Source organism: Sphingobium sp. TomTYG72 (assembly GCF_055394715.1).
Window position 1 is genome coordinate 2,677,945 of sequence record NZ_AP027336.1, and the last position, 17,591, is coordinate 2,695,535.

A 17,591-nucleotide genomic window follows, 5' to 3' on the forward strand; every position below is an offset into this window, starting at 1 on the left:
CCCATGACCCTGGGGATGAGGATATGAATCGCATAGCCCAGACGCGTGAACTAGGTGCTGCGGCCGTCGCCATCCCGCCTTTCCCGCCGCCAGACCGGCGCTGGCCCCAATATGATCCGGACGAGATCGATGCCGTGGTCCGGGTGCTGGAAAGCGGCCGCGTCAACTCGCTGGTGCATGGTGATGAGTGCCGCGCCTTCGAACGCGAGTTCGCGCTGTATTGCGGCATGCCCCATGCCATTTCCCTCGCCAACGGCACGCTGGCACTGGAGTTGGCGTTTCGCGCCTTGGGCGTCGGGCCGGGCGATGAGGTGATTGTTCCGGCACGCAGCTTCTTCGCTAGCGCCTCTGCCGTCGCCGCAGTCGGTGCGGTGCCGATATTCGCGGACATCGACGCGAACAGCCACACGATCGACCCCGCCGCCGTCATTCCGCTGATCAACGGCAGGACGCGGGCCATATTGTGCGTCCATCTGGCTGGCTGGCCCTGTGACATGGACGCGCTGTCCACCGTCGCGGATCGGCATGGCCTGTGGCTGGTGGAGGACTGCGCGCAGGCGCATGGCGCCGCCATCGATGGAAAGAAGGTCGGTTCCTTCGGCCACGCCGCCGCCTTCTCCTTCTGCACTGACAAGATCATGTCGACGGGCGGGGAAGGGGGCATGTTGCTGCTGAAGGACGAAGCGCATTGGGAACGCGCGTGGGCCTATAAGGACCATGGCAAGAACCCCGCGATGCTCTCGGCGCCTTCGGCAGGTAACGCGTTTCGCTACCTGCATGAAGGTTTCGGCACCAACTGGCGGCTGACGGAAATGCAGGCCGCGATCGGGCGGGCGCAATTGCGCAAGCTGCCGTCCTGGCTGGCGCGGCGGCGCGCCAATGCCGCCATCCTGCGCGAAGGGCTGGGCGATCATCCGCTGATCCATGTGCCACAGGTGCCGCAGGGGGTGGATCACGCCTTCTACAAATTCTACCTCATGCTGGATGCGGCGGTCGAACGGCCTGCCGTCATCGCCGCGCTCGCCCGTCATGGCATACCCGCCGGGACAGGATCATGCCCGGACATGTCCCGGGAACTGGCAGTCCGGAACAGTGCCCACCCCAATCTCCGCCCCCTGCCGGTCGCCGCCGCAATAGGCGAACGCAGCCTGATGCTGCCGGTCGATCATTTGCTGGGCGACAATGATATGCAAATCATCGTCGATGCGCTGCTGGAGGCGCTCGAAGATGCTCGTGAAGGCGACCAGAGTTTATCCTTTGCGAACAAATAACTATCCAGCAGCAATTGACATTAATTTATTTCTGTTCTGAAACTGTAACAAAAATGGCCAGAAGTGGCCAGGAAATGGGAGGTGGTCATGCGGCTAGTTCACTCTATCGGCATTTCCCTGATGCTCGCGCTTTCGGCCTGTACCGGCTCTGTGTCCGGTCTGCCTGCCGTTTCCACCGCCAACGCCGATCAATATCGGCTCGGCCCGGGTGATGAACTCCGCATCATCGTTCCCGGCTTTACCGAAATCGACACTGGCACGGCCTTCGTCGTCAATGATCGCGGCGAACTGACGTTGCCGCTGATGGGCGGGATTCCGGTCAGGGGATCGACCATCCCCGAACTGGAACAGCGCATCGCCGCCCTGCTGGTGGAAAAACGGCTGATGGTATCGCCTGCCGTCAGTGTTCAGCCAGTGAAGCTGCGGCCCATCTACATCCTTGGCGAAGTGCGTAGCCCCGGCGAATATCCCTATCGTCCCGGCATGACTGTCGTCACCGCTGTATCGGTGGCGGGCGGGTACACATTCCGCGCCAATCGCAACACGGTTGCCATCATCCGTCAGGTGAATGGCCAGGCGTCCACCGCCAAGGCTTCCGAAAATACGCCGATCCAGCCGGGTGACACCATCAAAGTCGTGGAGAAATGGTTTTGACAGCAAAGCGCCTCATCCCCTTCTGCTCATGCGTCATTTTGACGGGCATGGCCTTTCCAGCTGCCGCACAGCAGCTGGATCGAGCCACGCCGCTGCTGGAAACGCCGGAGGAATATGAGGCGAGAGCGGTGCAGTTGGGCAGAATATCGGCCTATCTCGGCGCGGATGCCCGGCTTGAATATGATTCCAACATCTACGCCCTGTCATCGAATGAAGTCGACGACGAACGCCTGACCATCTCGCCCTGGCTCAACCTGCGGCTGAGCGATAACAAGTTCGAGCTGGCGGCGCAGGCGCGCGGCGTAGTGCGGCGCTATTTCAAGAATGACAGTGAAAATTCCGAAGGCATAAATACCAGTATCGGCGGTGTGTATCACCTGTCGGGCGCCGATAATATCACCGCCAGCGCGGGATGGATGCGGCTGATCGAGGATCGTGGCGAACCTGAATCCCGCACGGGCGTCGGCACGTCGCCGCGCAGATATGACCAGTGGCAGAGCGACCTTGGCTACACGCATCAGGGCGCCCGCTTCAATGTCGGCGTGAAGGGCACCTGGCTGAAGAACAACGCCTTGGCCGCCGTCGATGCCGAACGCGACTTCGACCAATATTCCGGCTCCGCACGGCTGGGATACCGGGTCAGCGGCATGATGAATGTGTTCGGCGAGGGTTTTGTGAACCGGCGCGAGTTCAGGTTGCCGGTGGACGCGTCGGGTGTAGACCGCGATTCCAAAACCTATGGCGCACGGGCAGGGGTCGCCTTTGAACCCGGCGGCCTGATCCGTGGCGAAGCGTCGGTCGGCGTGTTCCGTTTTAACCCCGACGACGCGCGATTTGACAGCAGGACCGGCCTGTCGGTTTCAGCGGGGCTTACCTACACGCCTTCGCCCAGATGGGCGGTCACGCTCGACGGGTTCCGGGGTGATGTTGCCACCGTCCGCACCGGCGCGCAGTCGCGTACTGACACGAGGTTTCGTCTGGGTGTGCAGAATGAGATTTACCACAATCTGCGCTGGCAGGCTTCCGTGCTGTACCGCCGCAGCAGTTTCATCGGTTCGGGCCAGCACGAACGGACGATCGCCGGTGTGGCCGAAGTCGAATATCTGGTGAACCGCAATATTTCCTTCGCGCTCACAGGACGCATCGCCAATCGCGACAGCACAAGAGCGTTCGACGATTTCGATCGCACGATCGTCGGCGCGGAAATCCGCCTGCAATATTGATTGGGTAGAGGATCAGCGTATCTGCCGCCCGGCCATGACTTCGCGATGGGCGAAATCCAGAAATTCGTCCAGATTGAGCCAATTGTCATGGTCGGCATCCTGCCAGGCATCGTTACGCCGGGTGTCCATGCCATTGGCCCGCTCCCAGCTGTCGGCCATCCCGTCCTCATCCAGATCGACATAGGGCGTTCCGGGCGCGATCCGGGGTAGCGGGCGTGGTCCGGCTCGCATTCTTGCATCACGCAGGATATTCCCTGTCCGGTTGCGCACGTCGCTGACGGTACGCAGGTCGAGCGCATCTCGCGGAAATGCTCCAGCGCCGTCCAGCACCTGGGAATAGGCCTTTTCGGGTGAGGCGACTTTCATGCTGAGGGGACAGACGGGCCGCCCCACACGTGCAGCGGCTGCGGCGCGGGTTGTCATGACCTTGACCTGATCCAGCCTGTTATCGGCCATGAATATTTCCGATTGGCCGGTACTGGCGCCCACATCACGATCTATTGCGGCAATCTTGTCCGTACCGTCCGGACCGTTTTTGTAATAGTTGCCGACGATGTTGACGGGCGTTCCGCCATAGATTTCCTGCACGCGGGTGAATTGGGACCTGGCATTATAAAGAACATTGTTGACGATCTCCACGCATGACTTGGGCGTGAAATTCACGTCCGGACTTCTGCTTCCATTATGAGCGCACAGATTGCGGATGAAGCTGACCTTCTGCGGCTCCCGCGGGTCGAAAGCGAGCATCGCGCATTTGCTCCGCCGGGAAATGCCCTCTGTAAAGATGGAGTTGGACATTGTGATATTGTCGTTCACGCCAAAGCCGCTGATGATCTGACCTAATGCCCAGGCACCGCTGACATGATCGAAAATAACGTTGTGGCTGTTCTCAAAAAGAAATGACCCGTTACTGGCGGCGGCATTGCCGTTGAGATCGGTTCGTACGCGGATATGGCGAACGATCACGTCATGCGTATTCTTGGCAACGATAGGGGTGTTGCTGCCTTCGCCTCCCGCATGAGTGATCAATATTCCGCCGCCAGGCGCGGTCTGGCCGGCGATGGTGATATAGGGGTGGTTGATCACGGGCCGATCCGTCGTGAAACGGATGACGCCAGCGACGCGGAAGATGCACACACGCGGCTTTTTGGCCTCTATGCATGCGCGCAGGGAACCGGGGCCGTGGTCCGCCAGCGTGGTGACAGGGATGATCACGCCGCCACGTCCGCCACGGGTCCGCCTGCCAAAGCCTTCGGCTCCGGGGAACGCTTCGGCACCGGGTACTTCGGGCAATACTGAAGTTCCGTCGGAATTGCCGGTGCCCGTCAATTGCCGCACGATATCGGAAGGCGTGACAAACGGAGCCACCAGTAGCGCGGCGATCCCCACACCCAGGGCGGCCACCGCATTCGAACTCACCATCGCCTCCGGTTCCGGCGCGGCCCTGTCCCGAGGAGCGACTGATAGATTGCGGACACTTGCGACGCATGCTGCTCCACGCCGTAGCGGCGGTTCGCCAGGATCTGGGCCTGCGCGGCGATCGCCGTCAGGCGATCGGGGCAATCGAGCAACTCGACGATGGCTCGCCCCATGGCGGTGGGATCATCGGGTTCGACCAGCATGCCCGTCACGCCATGGTCGATCGCTTCGATATTACCGCCCGATGCGGCAGCAATCACGGGCGTGCCGAGCAGCATGGCTTCGATCAGCGACCGGCCAAAAGGCTCGTTGACGGCCGTCACCACATGGATGTCGCAGCCCGCCATCAACGCGGCGGAGGGATAGCGAAAGCCCATGAGGCGCAGGCGATCGCTTACGCCCAGCGCCTTGGCTTTTTCGTTGATCTGTTCCTCTATCCCGTCCATCAGCGGCAATCCGAACATCAATCCCGTCACTGGAAGATCGGGCCGCGTCCGGGCAATATGTGCCAGCGTTTCCACGAACATCAGCGGCCTTTTGCGGTCGATGAAATGGCCGAAAAAGCCAAGAAGGCGGGTGTCGGGATCGACGCCCAGCTCCGATGTCAGCGCCAGATGCGCCTGCGCCCGGTCGATCGGCTCGGCATCCGCGTCGAAGGGGCTGTAGATGACGGAAGTTTTGCGCGCCGTGCGCTTTCGACGGCGCACTTCGGACAAGGCATAGGCTGATACGCCGACGATGCGATCCGCCGCGAAGGGGGCGACGAAGCGGACGCCCCGGGCATCATGACTGCCCCTATGGTGCCACAGCATCTTCGCCCCTGCCAGACGCGCGGGCAATGCCCAGGATATATGCATCGGCCCATCATTGGTGTGGACGATCCGGACATCGTTCAGCCTCAGAAAGCGGGCCATGCGCCACTGATCGATCAAGGCGCTCACCGTCTCCGCCTTGCCTCCCGCCTTGGGAACGCCAGGCGATTCGCCGAAGAATCGGGTGTCGGGCAGAGTGACGAACTCCAGCCCCTCGGATCGCAGGAAATCGCCGAACTGCCCCGACCCATAATGCAGAACGATGAGGGGCGAGAAGCGGCTCCGATCCAGCTGATGGATGAGCTTGGTCGCGGAGATATGGCTCCCCCCCATCGCGCCCCCGGCAAAAGGGAAGCAGATGCGCGCCGGGGCAGCGCTCCCGGCTTCGCGGTCCAGCGCCGCAGCGGTTCCGGACAGAGATGGGGAGGCGGGCAAGACCTGCAACATGTTCACATCACCTGTGCGCGGCGTGGTGAGGCGGTGGCTCCCCGTTCCTGAAAGGAGGAACCGGATACATCCCGGTAAAGCTGGTGGTAACGCGCCGCGATCTGGTTCATCGAAAACTGCTCCTGCACCCTTGCGCGAGCGATCTCGCCCAATTGGCGGCGGCCATCGGGACCCAGCCGGTCCATGGCCATGATCGCTTCGGCAAGTGCAGCCGGGTCGCGTGGTGGAACGACCATCCCGCTTTTGCCAACGATCCAGCCGCTGTCCCCGACATCGGTCGCGATGCAGGGCACGCCGCATGCCATCGCCTCGCCCAGGATATTGGGGAAACCTTCACCCCAGGCCGAAGGCAGCGCGATTATGTCGAGGCCGGGCAGCAACGTCTCAAGCTTCCGGTCATGGCTCCGCAGGGTCAGGCGATCGACGGGCATGGACGCCAGCAGACGCGCAAGCGCTCCGGTGGGTTCGTCCATGCCTTGACCCGTCAGCAGCAGGTGAACATCCGTGCCCCGCTCGCGCGCGCGCAGGACCGCTTCGATGAGAGCGGCCGCATCCTTCATCGGATGATTGCGCGCCGCCATCCCGACGATCAGGGCGCTCGGTGCAATCCCCAGATCGCGGACAAGCGCATCGCGAGCCTCTTCGCGCGGGCGGAAGAGTTCACAATCGAACCCATTGGGGATGACCGCCATATCGTCCGCGTGAAAACCCAGCCGCTGATGCTGTGCCGCCGCCGCATGGGAGTTATAGATGATCGTGCGCGGCCAGGATGAACATGCGGCGGCCAGCCGCACGATGACCCGCATCAGAGGCTTTTCCTGCGACAGTTCATCGATGCTGTGGCGCACATTCCAGATCACCGGCACAGTGTCCGCGCTTCCCAAGGTCGCCAGCCGGGTGGCAAGATGGGCGTGATACATCCACGCCATGATGACCGCTGGCTGTTCCTGCCGAATGACAGCGCGAAGGCGGGCAAGCCCCGGCAGCAGGTCGATGGCCCTTCTCATGCCGCAATGATGAAGCGGCACGCCACTCGCACGGATGCGGTCTCCAGCGACACCCGGCGGCATCAGCGACACGACCGACGGTTGCATCGCGCCGCCCTGTTTGCGTTCATGATCCACCAGCTTGGCGAGCATGGTTTCCGCGCCCCCGACATTCAAAGCGGTTATGACGTGGAGAATCTTCATGGGGACTCCTGAAGCCTTGCCGATCACATTGCGGTCAGCAACTTTTCTATTTCCGATCCGGCACCGATCCGTTCCACCACCTCCAGGGCGCCACTGTCGTTCATGGCGAACAGCGTCCCATGATGATCCCCGGACACTCGCGTGCGCACGATTAACAGCAGCGATCCTGGACCTTTGAGATAGGACCGAAGATTATCGACCGCCTTTCTAAGGTCAGTTTCGGCGAAGTAATTTTCATTGAGGACGTTGGCGGCTCGCACCAGATCGAAACGGCGGCCGAAACCGTCACGCGGGGCCAGCACATCATCCTCGACAATCGTGATGAGGCCATGGTTGCGGACGCGCGGGCTGACCAGTTCGACCTTCCTGACGCCCACACCTTCGCGCAGCCTGCGTGCCGCCAGACCGCCGACGATGCGGGACAGGATCGGCCGCACCAGCCACATGCCGGTCAGATAATCCAGGCGACGGCGCCATGGCTGTATCGACCGGCCGAACAGATCGACCTGCAACAGCTGACCTTCCGGATTCAGCAGCGCCGCGCATCTTTTGCCCAGCGGGACGATCCAGGCATGGATGGCATAATCGGTGCCGGTGATGCGCGGCCGATATCCCTCGCGTGCAAAGGCGTCGCACAGGTCCAGCGTGGTCGTCCCCGACGATACGCCGACGTCCAGTACTTCCCCTGCCTCCAGCCCGCGCGCCTTGACCGCTTCCACCAGACGGCCGTCAAGCGCGCCGAATCGCCCGCCCCACGTGCATTTGAACGTGTTGTTCGGGTTCTTGATGGAACTGAAGAAGGCGTCTTCCACCTGTTGCGGAAGGGCTTCTGCCGGGTGCGAGAAAAATTCTGTTGCTGCTACTATCATAGCCGTTGAGCCTACAATGTGTGGCGGCGTCATGAAGTGGGCGCTTGGCTATGACGCAGGCCAATAGGGATTAGCCCAAATGCGAGCGGCCTGCGGTTCTGGCTAAGCCGCTTGGCCGCCGCGACCAACTGGCGATAATCCGCAAGTCCCATGGATTTGACGCGGCCAAGGCCTCACTGTGCGCGGATGACAATGCCGATCCGGACGGATGCCTCAGCCAGAGGCAAGCCGCACATCGCCTTCATTCTGCCCGGCCTGCGCGCTGGAGGATCGGAACATATCGTCAGCCTTCTGTGCAATCATTTCAGCCGGTCGGGCTGGACGGTCAGCCTGTTCGCCTTCGAAGAACCCGGAGCGCGCCCCTATTATGCGCATGATCCGGCGGTCAGCATCACGCAGCTGGGCTTTCCCGTCGGGCGCTTGCCGGTGCTGCGATCCGCCCTCGCGGTCTTCAATCGCATCGGCGCGCTCCGCAAGGCACTGGCAAGCACGCGCCCGGACCTGATCATCAGTTTCCTGACACGCACCAACGTCGTCACCGTTCTTGCCGCAAAGCCGCTCGGCATCCCGGTGATCGTGTCGGAACGCAACAATCCCGCCCAGCAACGACCCGGCGCTTTCTGGTCGGCTCTGCGTCGCTACACTTATGCGCGCGCGCACGGGCTGGTGACGATGACGCAAGGCGCGATGCAATATTTCCCCAAGGTCATGCGTCCCCGCCAGTGGGTCATTCCCAATCCCACCTATGCGCCTGTCACACTCGATGAGGCGCGCCCATGCGGCAGGCAGGTCGTCGCCGTCGGGCGGCTGGTGCCGCAAAAGGGCTTCGACCTGCTGCTCGACGCCTTCGCCCGCGCGGCCCCTCTCATCCCCGACTGGTCGCTCACCATCTGGGGGGAGGGGCCGGAGCGCGCGAAGCTCGAAGCGCAGCGGGACGCGCTAGGCCTGCAAGACCGGGTGTCGATGCCGGGCGTTACGAAGGACCATGGCGGCTGGCTGCGTGAAGCCGACATCTTCGTCCTCTCCTCTCGCTTTGAAGGGTGGGGGATCGTCGTGGGCGAGGCCCTGGCGGCGGGCGTCCCCGTGATTTCCTTTGATTGCCGCTTCGGCCCCGGCGAAATGATCGCCGACGGGATCAGCGGCCTGCTGGTTCCGGATGGCGACGTGTCCGCTCTTGGCGCGGCCATCGCCGCATTGTGCGCCGACCCCGATCAGCGACGCCGCCTGTCCGAAGGGGCGCGGGCCGCGTCTCAGCGTTTCACCGTCGACCGCGTCCTCGTCCAATGGGAGCGCGCAGCGACGGAGGCGATCGCCCCGCGCCAGTCCGGGGCAAGCTCGATCAGGCCTGTCGCTATCTGAACGGTGCAGCCTGTTTTTGACACTTCTAAACGATGCTGAATTCGTGTCGGCGCGCGCCCCCTGACGCCTGCGAACCGGATTCCCGTCCGGAGAAGTCACTGCGCTAAAACGCATAATGCCGGAAGCGCGGCTCCAGATGGGCTTTCTCGCGCCCCCGACCCGCCGGAATCCGCGCCCGCCCGACAATTTCAATCAACCTATCATTTATATTAGCATGCGACAGTCACGTCGGCCCCGCGCCATTTTCATGCGTATGGGGCCTCTACGGGAGTGGGTGAAATGGCGAAGTTTTACGGGACTGTCGGAAACGACGTCATCAAGGGAACATCCTTAATCGACACTATATTCGGTGGGGCAGGCAATGATCAGCTGTGGGGCGGGTTAGGCGACGATTATATTGAGGGGAATGATGGCAACGACGTGCTTCATGGGGAAGCGGGCGCCGACTTGCTCAAGGGCGGATTGGGCGATGACCAGCTTTGGGGCGAGGACGGCAACGACTCGCTCGACGGCGGCGCGGGGCACGACCGTATTTATGGCGGCCTGGGCAACAACATCGTCACGGGCGGCGACGGCAATGATCGTATCGAAACCCTGAGCGGACATGACCAGATATTGGGAGACGCCGGGAATGACACCATCCTTGCAGGCGGCGGCCGCGACTATATCGATGGGGGCGCGGGAGATGACATCATCTACGCTGGCGCTGGCGATGACGGGTTCCTGAACGAAATCAATCCGGCCACTGGCAAGCTGACGACACAGGCCGTGGCGGGCGGGGCTGGCAATGACTGGATCTATGGTGAAGACGGCAACGACAAGCTGAAGGGGCAGTCGGGCGACGACCATGTCTACGGCGGAAGCGGTAATGACCGGGTCGATGGCGGCGACGGCAACAACTATCTGTCGGGCGGCATCGGCGACGATATTCTCGATTCCGAGATCGGCATGGATCAGCTCTACGGTGGCGATGGCCGGGACAAGATGGAATCAGGCGGCGGCAACGACTTCCTCGACGGCGGCAAGGACGCGGATTCCCTGAATGGCGAGGCTGGAAACGATATCCTCTTTGGCGGCGATGGCGATGACCTGCTCTTGGGCGGCGCCGGTGCCGACGAACTGCACGGCGATGCCGGGATCGACAAGCTGACCGGCGATCTGGGCGCCGATAGGCTATGGGGTGGCGAGGGCGCGGACTGGTTCGTGTTCAAGAGTGCGGGCGCGCTGGACGGCGGCGACCGGATAGAGGATTTCCAGGACGGCACCGACCGCATCGTGCTGGAAAAGCTGGGAGTCACTCAATATGCTGCGGGCGGGGCGCCGGGTACGGTGTTCGCCCATGATGGAGCTTCGGGCAACGTCTTGCTGGATGTCGTGACCTCTTCGGGGGTGAAGTTCAGCATCGACATTGCCGATCCCTTGGGGACGTTGACTGCCAGCAACATCACGGCGTCGGATTTCATCTTCGCCTGACCGGGGCTTTTGAACCCCTGTTTCTGAACCGAACGGGGCGCCGCTCGCCTATCAGTGAGTGCGCGGCCCCGTTTCGCAATTCTTCCTCCGCACTGGCTATTCGGAGTTAAGACGACAGAGAAGCTGCGTCTTTCCTGCTTCGGCCCCATCATAAGTCTCAAAAAACAGGACTGAAGGTGGCTTGCCGATGCATGCGGTGGGATTTCGATTGAAGATGACCTTTTCCGCGATTCGGTTGCGCGATGCGCTGACTCATCGGCGGGCGCGGGCCGTCTTCCATCTTCTATCCGGCACCGCCGCGACACTGGCGCTGACGCTTCTGTCCATTGCTTTGGTCGCACGGCTTCTGGGGCCTGCCGCCTATGGCATCTTTGCCATGATCCTGACGCTGGGTCAGGCGTGCGAGCGGCTCGTCAGCTTTCAGTCGTGGCAGCCGCTGATCCGCAATGGGGCGACCGTCGATCCCGATGCGGACCCGGCCACTTATTTCGCGTTGCTCAAATTCGGCTGGCTGCTCGACATCGGCGGCAGCATCGCGGCCTGGACGATAGCGAGCGTGCTGACGATCGCCGGACATTATCTGTTCGGCTTCTCCTTCCAGCATGTCGGCTACACGCTCCTCTTCGCCGCCTCGCTACTGTTCAACTTCAACGGTGTCTCAACCGCCATATTCAGGCTTGCGGGCCAATATCGGGCCGTGGCGCAGATTCAGGTCGCGAACGCGTTCGTCCGCCTCCTCTGCGTGGCGGGTGCTTATCTGGCGGGCGCGGGCATGTTCCAGATCATCCTCATATGGACGATCACCCAGATACTGGGCTCGCTCGTCAATTTCGTCTTTGCCCTGCGTCTCTTGCCCCAGCCTGGATTTCGCCAACTGCTACGAGCAAGGGCGAAGGGGATCACGGGCCGCTTCCCCGACATCTGGCGTTTTGCGCTCGGGTCGAACCTCTCGCTCACCCTGTGGTCGAGCGTGCAGGTGGTGGACACGCTGATCGTCGGGTGGCTCACCGACCCGGCAAGCGCGGGCTTATTCCACATCGCCAAACGCATCAGTCGCATCATTTTGCAGATCGGGGCGCAGGTGCAGGCCGTGGTCTATCCCGATCTCAGCCGGTTGGTGGCGGCGGGTAAGCGCCACGCCTTCGTCCGCGTGCTGGTCCAGACCGAATTGCTGCTGGGGGCCTTTGGCGCCTTCTGCTTCGTTGCCATGCTGTTAGTGGGCGGGCCGTTGATGCGCCTTGCGGTCGGGCCGCATTTTGCTGGAGCTGTCCCCTTGCTCACTGTCCAGGTCCTGGCCGTCACCTTCGCGATCAGCGGGTCTGCCAGCCGCGCTGGGCTGCTGGCCCTGGGTGACCAGCGTGCGCTTCTTCGCACGGTGATGGCATGCACGCTGGCATTTTATTGCGCGGTGTTTCCGCTGGTTCCGCTGGTCGGAGCAATGGGCGCGAACATCGCCCATCTGTTGTTCGGCGTGATTTGGCTGGGCGGCTTGACGCTGTGTCTGCGTCGGGCGATCAACGCCGCCCCGTGGACGGTGGAAGACGCGCGGACATAACCGCGATCGTCAGAACTCTTCCAGCGTCTCGATGATACGGTCGGGTCGAGCAATCTGCACCGTCTGCCAGCCGCGTGATCGGGGCGCCGTGAAATCCCTCGACGCGCCGATGCTCATCCAGTCCGGGTCGCGGGTGCGTTAATGTCAGGCTACCTCTCTTATCAGCACAAAGGCTTCCGCCGCCCTTCGGCTGACGCAACTGCCCCGCACCTGCGCCAGCGCGCGCAGTGTTTCGAAGGATCGTTCATTGGGAAAAGGACGAGCCTGCGATTCAAAACAGCCAAAGGCCTCGATCTTCCGATCCAGATGTTCGCTGATGTCGATGAAGACGTGCGGCTGAAACGGAGGCGTCAGATAAGGCGCCGCCCAATTGGTTTCCGATACTGTCTCATAGGCGAGGATGCGCCTTGGATAATGCGCCCCAACCGGCCGCGCCGCCACCATCGCGGCTTCAAAGATCAGGCCATGGTCGAAATGCAGGTCGCCGGGGAAGGGCAGGAACAATGTGTCGGGACGGCTCTCGGCAACCACAGCGGCGATGCCCTCATTCAACTCCGCGCGCGGCACGCAATCCAGCGCAGCCGCTTCAAACTCCAGGATATGCGTCCGCCCAACGCCCAGCAGCTCATGCGCCTGGCGCGCTTCGGCCTGCACCCGTTCCACCTGTGCCGCAGTGAAGCGCGGCAGCTTTCCCTGCGTCGCGATGACGACCTCGACATGGCGGCCCATGGCAGTGAGGCGCGCGATCGTTCCCCCGCAGCCCAGCACTTCATCGTCGGGATGGGGCGCGATCACCAATGCGCGCTCTATGCTATCGATCATCGTCATGCCGCAGCCTTGGCCCGTCCCAATATGGCGTGGTTGGGCAGGGGCGCCTCCCGTGTCGTTTGCCACCGCAACACATGCAATCCCTGATCGTCGCCGCAGCGCACGACGAAGCCTTCCGCCATACGCTCGACAATCTGCCCCGGCATGGCGGCGGCATGATGGTGCAGGGGCACCAAGGCTGCCTGTTCGATGACGATCTTCTCGCCCGCATAGCTCGTCCAGGCGCCGGGATAAGGATGACCGCAGGCCCTGACACAGCGCCAGATCGCCGATCCTGGCGCCGACCAGTCGATCAGTGCATCTTCCGGCCGCCTGCGCGCGGCATAGGTGGCACACCGCTCATCCTGTATCGTGAGCGTCGGCGATCCGCCCGCAATATCCTCAAGCACGTCCGGCAGCATCGCTTCCAGCGCGGCCATATGTTTGGCATAGAGCGTCGCTGCCGTCTCATCCGGCGCCAGATGGAAATAATGCTGGCCAAGCAGCGGCCCGCTATCCACCCCCGCGTCGATCAGGAACAGGGAGGAGGCGGAAATGGGCTCATCCAGCAAGATGGTCCATGGAATGACAGCGCGGCCACGCAGGCGTGGCAGTGGCGCGGGATGATAGCCCACGACTCCCCGCCTCGCGGTGGCGCGGAACTCCTCCCCGCAAATCTGCGACCAGCCGATCACGAAGATATAATCGGGCGCCAGATCGCGGATCGCCTGCAACGCCACATCGGAATTGATATTGGCGGTTCGCATTGTCCGCGCCCCCGCTTTTTCTGCCTCGCCCGAAAGATCGACGAAATCGGAATGGCGATGAGCAAGGTCCGGCGGCAGGGTGAATACCGCCGCCACATCCCATTGGGGGGATGCGCCAAGGGCCGTCACCGCGACCCGCGTGCTTTCAACCGCGCCAACGACTATGGCCTTCATGCGCCCTCCTGATCGATGACTGGTTGGACCGTTCGCCGCGCACCGCCACGCTGATCGTCCGGGCAAGGATGGTGAGGTCGAGCCACAAGGAGCGGTTTGCGATGTACCAGAGGTCGAGCGCGATCTTGTCTCGCTCATCCAGCAGCGTGTTGCCGTTGACCTGTGCCCAACCCGTCAGGCCGGGCCTGACCGTGCACCGCTGCCGTCCCCGCTCTCCGGCTTCCTCTATGGTCGCGGGCAGCAGGGGGCGGGGGCCGATCAGGCTCATGGTGCCGGTCAGGATGTTCCACAGCTGCGGAAGTTCGTCCAATCGCGAACGCCTGAGGAACCCGCCGATCCGTGTCGTCCGCATGGCGTCGGGTAGCAACCGACCATCCCGGTCGCGGGCGTCGGTCATGGTGCGAAACTTGATGACGGAAAAGCGTCGCGCTCCCTTCGTCACGCGGACCTGCCGGTACAACACCGGCGCGCCATCGGTCAGCCTGATGGCGCCGGCAATCACCGCCATGACCGGCAGCGCCAGCGGCAGGGCGGTAGCCGCGAACAACATGTCGATCAGCCGCCTCACGCCCATCAGGATTCTCCGGTGCCGCCGTAGATGATCGGCTTCTGCATATAGGCCATTGCCGCGTCCGGCCGATTTTTCCGGAAACAACCGATCAGCCAGCTCAGCGTGCCCATATCGGCAAAGGGGTTCATCCCCGCCCGCGCCAACTTTGCCTCGATTTCGGGATCGCGGCCGGGCGCGCAGGCCATGACCTCATGCCCGTTGCCGATCATTGCCGCGATCAGCCGCCCGCGAAAATTGATCACCGAATAGGCGAGGCTGGCGATGACGATGATCTTCATGCGGTCCCGTGACTGCTCCCCGGATCGCCGCGCTAGAGGGGGCGGCACGGGCAAGCATAGGACAAAGCAGCCGGAAAAGGCCGCACCATTCCGCACCTATACTTGAGGCCAGCTGACCCCTGCGCTGCCCATACTTTCGGATGAGGAATGGGGATCGGGATTTGATTTCTGCTCAAAGGGATAAGACCGCTACCCCTCTTCGGATCGTACCTATGCCCAACTGCCCGGCGCCCACATCCGCCCTATCTCAAGAACATGATTGATCGCCAGCCAAGCTTCGTCGTTATCGGCGCCATGAAGGGCGCGACCACATGGATCGCTCATCAACTCCGCAATCATCCGGGGCTGTGGCTCCCTGACGCCGAACCGCATTATTTCAGTTCGGAATATGATCGCGGCCCGGCCTGGTACGCCTCCCTCTTCGATCCCGCTCCGCCCGGCCGCATCATCGGGGAAAAGTCGGCGGACTATCTGGCGCATCCGCAAGCTCCGGAGCGTATGGGGGCCATGCTTCCCGACGCCCGGCTCATCGTTCAACTGCGCGACCCGGTTCAGCGCGCCTATTCCGATTATTGCATGCTCTTCCGACGCGGACAGGTCGGCGGCAACCCGCGCAAATATCTGGAAAGCGCGCAGCCTGAACAGTCGCGATTCCTGTCGGGCGGGCTCTACGGTGCACATCTGCGCCGCTTCCTGCGCCATTATCCGCGCGATCAGATTCACGTGATCCTGTACGAATCGCTTCGGGAGCAGCCCGAACAGGTCATCGCGGACGTCTGCACCCATATCGGCGTGCCCGTGCATATCGCGCCGGAAGAGGTCGCCAGCCGGAAAAATGACAGCGCCAGCCCGATGTTGCCGCTGCCCCTGCGCCGTATGCTGCAACCGATGCGCCCGGTGCTCGACCCGCTACGCTCCAACCCCCATCTGGCAAAATTGCGCGCATCGCTGGCGGCGCCGATCCGCTACCCGCCCCTCACTGATGAATTGCAGCAGATGCTGCGCGATTTTTACTGCGAGGACCTGTTGATCCTGCAAGACATCCTCCAGATGGATTTGCGCCACTGGATTACCGGTGATCCTGCCTCGATCGACGCTCAAGCCATGGCCGCGAAGTGAGGCGCGCCGTCATTCTCCAGTAACGGCGGCGACTTATCTGACGCCGTATGGAGCATCGGCCCGACCCGCATGCATCTCCGCTAACTGCGGGACGGGCAACTGCGGGGGTACTCCAGAAAAGTCGGACACTGACGATCATGCATGACGTAAATTGCCGACCATAAGGGAAGTGAGGTGCGCTGATGCCGGGTTCCAGGGTGGTTCGACCTTGGCTGTTGAACCTCTATGTCCACCGATTGCCTCGCTTCCGCGGGAAGTGGCGGCTGTTGTCGCCTTTCGCCGGGGTGCTGGATGGCACGCCGATTCGGTCAAGCTATGGCAATGTCCGCCTCGCCTTCGACGTGCGTGACCGGACTCATGTGCTTGGGCTGACCGGGGAATATGGCGCGCGAGTCTCCGATGAGGTGGAATGCCTCAATCCCGGCGACTGCTTCATCGATGTCGGCGCCAATTGCGGCATCTTCACCCTGCTTGCGGCGGAGCGTGTGGGGCCGGACGGTCTGGTGGTCGCCTTCGAACCTTGCTTTTCCACCTTTGCAAAGCTCGTCAGGAACATCAGCCTGAACGCCTTCGGCAATGTCCTGCCCTTCAACATGGCCCTTGCGGCCCTGACCCGTCCCGACCTGCTCGACAATCGCGCGACAGGGCATTCCGGGCGCTTCTCCATCGCCAGCGAGCCTGTGGAGGATGGGGAACGGGTCATGACATTGTCGATCGGCGACTTTCCCGGCCTCCTCAAGCTGATCGGCGAGCGATCCATCACGGTGAAGATCGATGTGGAGGGATTTGAACATGCTGTCCTTCAGGGGCTGGCGCCGATCCTCGCCCTCCCGCAAACGCGGGCAGCGGTCGTCGAAATCGATCACCGGAACCTTCACCGCTATGGTGCTGATGCAGGCGAAGTCTTCACCCTGCTAGAGCGCCATGGCTTCACCCGCGTCGATCCTGACGGCGCAGGCGATCATTTCGATGCGGTTTTCCACCGCCGGACTGACACTGCAGTAACCTTCGCGGCCTGTGCTAACGTCACGCCGTTTCGTCGGCGGCCTTCTCATGCTGCCCCCGTCTCGCTCTCGCCCACCCGATCAACATCCCGCCTCGCGCGCGTCGCTGCGGCCCTGCTGGTGTTGGCAGGCGGCTGGTTCGCCATGGGCAAGGGCGTGTCGGTCGATCGTGGACAGGCGGAGGAATATTTCATCAAGGAAGCCTTGCAGTCGCACAAAGTCGCGGAAATGCGGAACGCGCTGCGCCGTTCCCCGCCCACGGTGTTCAACATCGGCGAAGTCGGCTCCTTCGCCCGCATTGCGCTTCCCGTCCTGCCGCAGGGTTGGCGCATCACTGACGTGCAGCTTTTCCCTTCCGACAGCGGCCCTAGCCTTCAGATGACCATCACCAACGATGTCAGCCGCCCGGTATCCCTGTTCGCCGTCCGCGACGATCGGGTGGCGCCCGCCAAACCGGCCGTGCTCACCCGCGATGGCAAGACCGTCGCTTATTGGCAGGAGGGCGAACTGGCCTACGCCCTGATCAGCAAGAGGAAGCAGCCCGCCGAACTCGATCGCCTTGCCGAGGATATCGCCGACAACGTCTCTTCCTAAGAGCG

Annotated in this window: 16 protein-coding genes; 8 read left to right on the top strand and 8 right to left on the bottom strand. The window is 62.6% G+C overall.

Translation table 11 applies throughout. The features are described 5' to 3' along the window. The first annotated feature begins 23 nt into the window (after nt 1-23). The 3 genes from ACZ5U1_RS13215 (at nt 24) to ACZ5U1_RS13225 (ending at nt 3,148) form a co-directional block, all read left to right on the top strand. Complete coding sequence (locus tag ACZ5U1_RS13215) at nt 24-1,271, top strand: DegT/DnrJ/EryC1/StrS family aminotransferase (RefSeq protein ID WP_464778797.1); 1,248 nt, start codon at nt 24-26, stop codon at nt 1,269-1,271. Nucleotides 1,272-1,358: 87 nt separating this feature from the next. Next, nucleotides 1,359-1,925, top strand: a complete 567-nt coding sequence (locus tag ACZ5U1_RS13220) for a polysaccharide biosynthesis/export family protein (RefSeq protein ID WP_464778798.1) — start codon at nt 1,359-1,361, stop codon at nt 1,923-1,925. Then, nucleotides 1,916-3,148: an outer membrane beta-barrel protein gene (locus tag ACZ5U1_RS13225; protein ID WP_464778799.1), complete on the top strand. Its 1,233-nt coding sequence runs from the start codon at nt 1,916-1,918 to the stop codon at nt 3,146-3,148. The genes ACZ5U1_RS13220 and ACZ5U1_RS13225 overlap by 10 nt, the downstream gene beginning before the upstream one ends. 12 nt (nt 3,149-3,160) lie before the next feature. Here ACZ5U1_RS13225 and ACZ5U1_RS13230 read toward each other — a convergent pair whose 3' ends face one another. Genes ACZ5U1_RS13230 through ACZ5U1_RS13245 form a run of 4 tightly spaced genes read right to left on the bottom strand, consistent with a single transcriptional unit; the run spans nt 3,161 to nt 7,885 of the window. Beyond that, nucleotides 3,161-4,570: a pectate lyase gene (locus ACZ5U1_RS13230; RefSeq protein WP_464778800.1), complete on the bottom strand. Its 1,410-nt coding sequence runs from the start codon at nt 4,568-4,570 to the stop codon at nt 3,161-3,163. After that, a complete protein-coding gene (locus ACZ5U1_RS13235) occupies nt 4,564-5,826 on the bottom strand; it encodes a glycosyltransferase family 4 protein (protein WP_464778801.1) in 1,263 nt (420 codons plus the stop codon). Before ACZ5U1_RS13235 ends, ACZ5U1_RS13230 begins: the two co-directional genes overlap by 7 nt. Nucleotides 5,827-5,828: 2 nt before the next feature. Continuing rightward, nucleotides 5,829-7,016, bottom strand: a complete 1,188-nt coding sequence (locus tag ACZ5U1_RS13240; protein ID WP_464778802.1) for a glycosyltransferase — start codon at nt 7,014-7,016, stop codon at nt 5,829-5,831. Between the two features lie 23 nt (nt 7,017-7,039). Continuing rightward, nucleotides 7,040-7,885 carry a hypothetical protein gene (locus tag ACZ5U1_RS13245; protein ID WP_464778803.1) on the bottom strand — a complete coding sequence of 282 codons (846 nt, stop codon included), beginning with the start codon at nt 7,883-7,885 and terminating at the stop codon, nt 7,040-7,042. Between the two features lie 192 nt (nt 7,886-8,077). Here ACZ5U1_RS13245 and ACZ5U1_RS13250 point away from each other — a divergent pair, with 192 nt between their 5' ends. The 3 genes from ACZ5U1_RS13250 to ACZ5U1_RS13260 all read left to right on the top strand — a co-directional run bounded on the left by ACZ5U1_RS13250 (nt 8,078) and on the right by ACZ5U1_RS13260 (nt 12,272). Next, complete coding sequence (locus tag ACZ5U1_RS13250) at nt 8,078-9,244, top strand: glycosyltransferase family 4 protein (protein WP_464778804.1); 1,167 nt, start codon at nt 8,078-8,080, stop codon at nt 9,242-9,244. A 279-nt stretch (nt 9,245-9,523) separates the two neighbouring features. Further along, nucleotides 9,524-10,717, top strand: coding sequence for a calcium-binding protein (locus ACZ5U1_RS13255; RefSeq protein WP_464778805.1), 1,194 nt, complete (start codon nt 9,524-9,526; stop codon nt 10,715-10,717). 214 nt (nt 10,718-10,931) lie between these two features. Next, nucleotides 10,932-12,272: a lipopolysaccharide biosynthesis protein gene (locus tag ACZ5U1_RS13260; protein ID WP_464778806.1), complete on the top strand. Its 1,341-nt coding sequence runs from the start codon at nt 10,932-10,934 to the stop codon at nt 12,270-12,272. 144 nt (nt 12,273-12,416) lie between these two features. Here ACZ5U1_RS13260 and ACZ5U1_RS13265 read toward each other — a convergent pair whose 3' ends face one another. From ACZ5U1_RS13265 to ACZ5U1_RS13280, 4 genes are read right to left on the bottom strand one after another with little or no spacing between them, the layout of a single operon-like run. Continuing rightward, a complete protein-coding gene (locus ACZ5U1_RS13265; RefSeq protein ID WP_464778807.1) occupies nt 12,417-13,100 on the bottom strand; it encodes a PIG-L deacetylase family protein in 684 nt (227 codons plus the stop codon). Beyond that, on the bottom strand, nt 13,097-14,020 hold the full coding sequence (locus tag ACZ5U1_RS13270) for a methionyl-tRNA formyltransferase (RefSeq protein WP_464778808.1): 924 nt from the start codon (nt 14,018-14,020) through the stop codon (nt 13,097-13,099). The genes ACZ5U1_RS13265 and ACZ5U1_RS13270 overlap by 4 nt, the downstream gene beginning before the upstream one ends. Next, complete coding sequence (locus ACZ5U1_RS13275; protein WP_464778809.1) at nt 13,992-14,594, bottom strand: sugar transferase; 603 nt, start codon at nt 14,592-14,594, stop codon at nt 13,992-13,994. The genes ACZ5U1_RS13270 and ACZ5U1_RS13275 overlap by 29 nt, the downstream gene beginning before the upstream one ends. Next, nucleotides 14,594-14,869, bottom strand: a complete 276-nt coding sequence (locus tag ACZ5U1_RS13280) for a hypothetical protein (protein ID WP_464778810.1) — start codon at nt 14,867-14,869, stop codon at nt 14,594-14,596. The genes ACZ5U1_RS13275 and ACZ5U1_RS13280 overlap by 1 nt, the downstream gene beginning before the upstream one ends. Before the next feature lie 255 nt (nt 14,870-15,124). Here ACZ5U1_RS13280 and ACZ5U1_RS13285 point away from each other — a divergent pair, with 255 nt between their 5' ends. Together ACZ5U1_RS13285 and ACZ5U1_RS13290 are read left to right on the top strand one after the other, a co-directional pair. After that, nucleotides 15,125-15,988, top strand: coding sequence for a sulfotransferase family protein (locus ACZ5U1_RS13285; RefSeq protein ID WP_464778811.1), 864 nt, complete (start codon nt 15,125-15,127; stop codon nt 15,986-15,988). A 266-nt stretch (nt 15,989-16,254) separates the two neighbouring features. Then, on the top strand, nt 16,255-17,586 hold the full coding sequence (locus ACZ5U1_RS13290) for an FkbM family methyltransferase (protein WP_464778812.1): 1,332 nt from the start codon (nt 16,255-16,257) through the stop codon (nt 17,584-17,586). Nucleotides 17,587-17,591 lie beyond the last annotated feature (5 nt).

Coding starts and splice junctions, on each gene's coding strand:
- ACZ5U1_RS13215 (WP_464778797.1), top strand. CDS start 24: ATGAATCGCATAGCCCAGACGCGTGAACTAGGTGCTGCGGCCGTCGCC.
- ACZ5U1_RS13220 (WP_464778798.1), top strand. CDS start 1,359: ATGCGGCTAGTTCACTCTATCGGCATTTCCCTGATGCTCGCGCTTTCG.
- ACZ5U1_RS13225 (WP_464778799.1), top strand. CDS start 1,916: ATGGTTTTGACAGCAAAGCGCCTCATCCCCTTCTGCTCATGCGTCATT.
- ACZ5U1_RS13230 (WP_464778800.1), bottom strand. CDS start 4,570: ATGGTGAGTTCGAATGCGGTGGCCGCCCTGGGTGTGGGGATCGCCGCG.
- ACZ5U1_RS13235 (WP_464778801.1), bottom strand. CDS start 5,826: ATGTTGCAGGTCTTGCCCGCCTCCCCATCTCTGTCCGGAACCGCTGCG.
- ACZ5U1_RS13240 (WP_464778802.1), bottom strand. CDS start 7,016: ATGAAGATTCTCCACGTCATAACCGCTTTGAATGTCGGGGGCGCGGAA.
- ACZ5U1_RS13245 (WP_464778803.1), bottom strand. CDS start 7,885: ATGATAGTAGCAGCAACAGAATTTTTCTCGCACCCGGCAGAAGCCCTT.
- ACZ5U1_RS13250 (WP_464778804.1), top strand. CDS start 8,078: ATGCCGATCCGGACGGATGCCTCAGCCAGAGGCAAGCCGCACATCGCC.
- ACZ5U1_RS13255 (WP_464778805.1), top strand. CDS start 9,524: ATGGCGAAGTTTTACGGGACTGTCGGAAACGACGTCATCAAGGGAACA.
- ACZ5U1_RS13260 (WP_464778806.1), top strand. CDS start 10,932: ATGACCTTTTCCGCGATTCGGTTGCGCGATGCGCTGACTCATCGGCGG.
- ACZ5U1_RS13265 (WP_464778807.1), bottom strand. CDS start 13,100: ATGACGATGATCGATAGCATAGAGCGCGCATTGGTGATCGCGCCCCAT.
- ACZ5U1_RS13270 (WP_464778808.1), bottom strand. CDS start 14,020: ATGAAGGCCATAGTCGTTGGCGCGGTTGAAAGCACGCGGGTCGCGGTG.
- ACZ5U1_RS13275 (WP_464778809.1), bottom strand. CDS start 14,594: ATGGGCGTGAGGCGGCTGATCGACATGTTGTTCGCGGCTACCGCCCTG.
- ACZ5U1_RS13280 (WP_464778810.1), bottom strand. CDS start 14,869: ATGAAGATCATCGTCATCGCCAGCCTCGCCTATTCGGTGATCAATTTT.
- ACZ5U1_RS13285 (WP_464778811.1), top strand. CDS start 15,125: ATGATTGATCGCCAGCCAAGCTTCGTCGTTATCGGCGCCATGAAGGGC.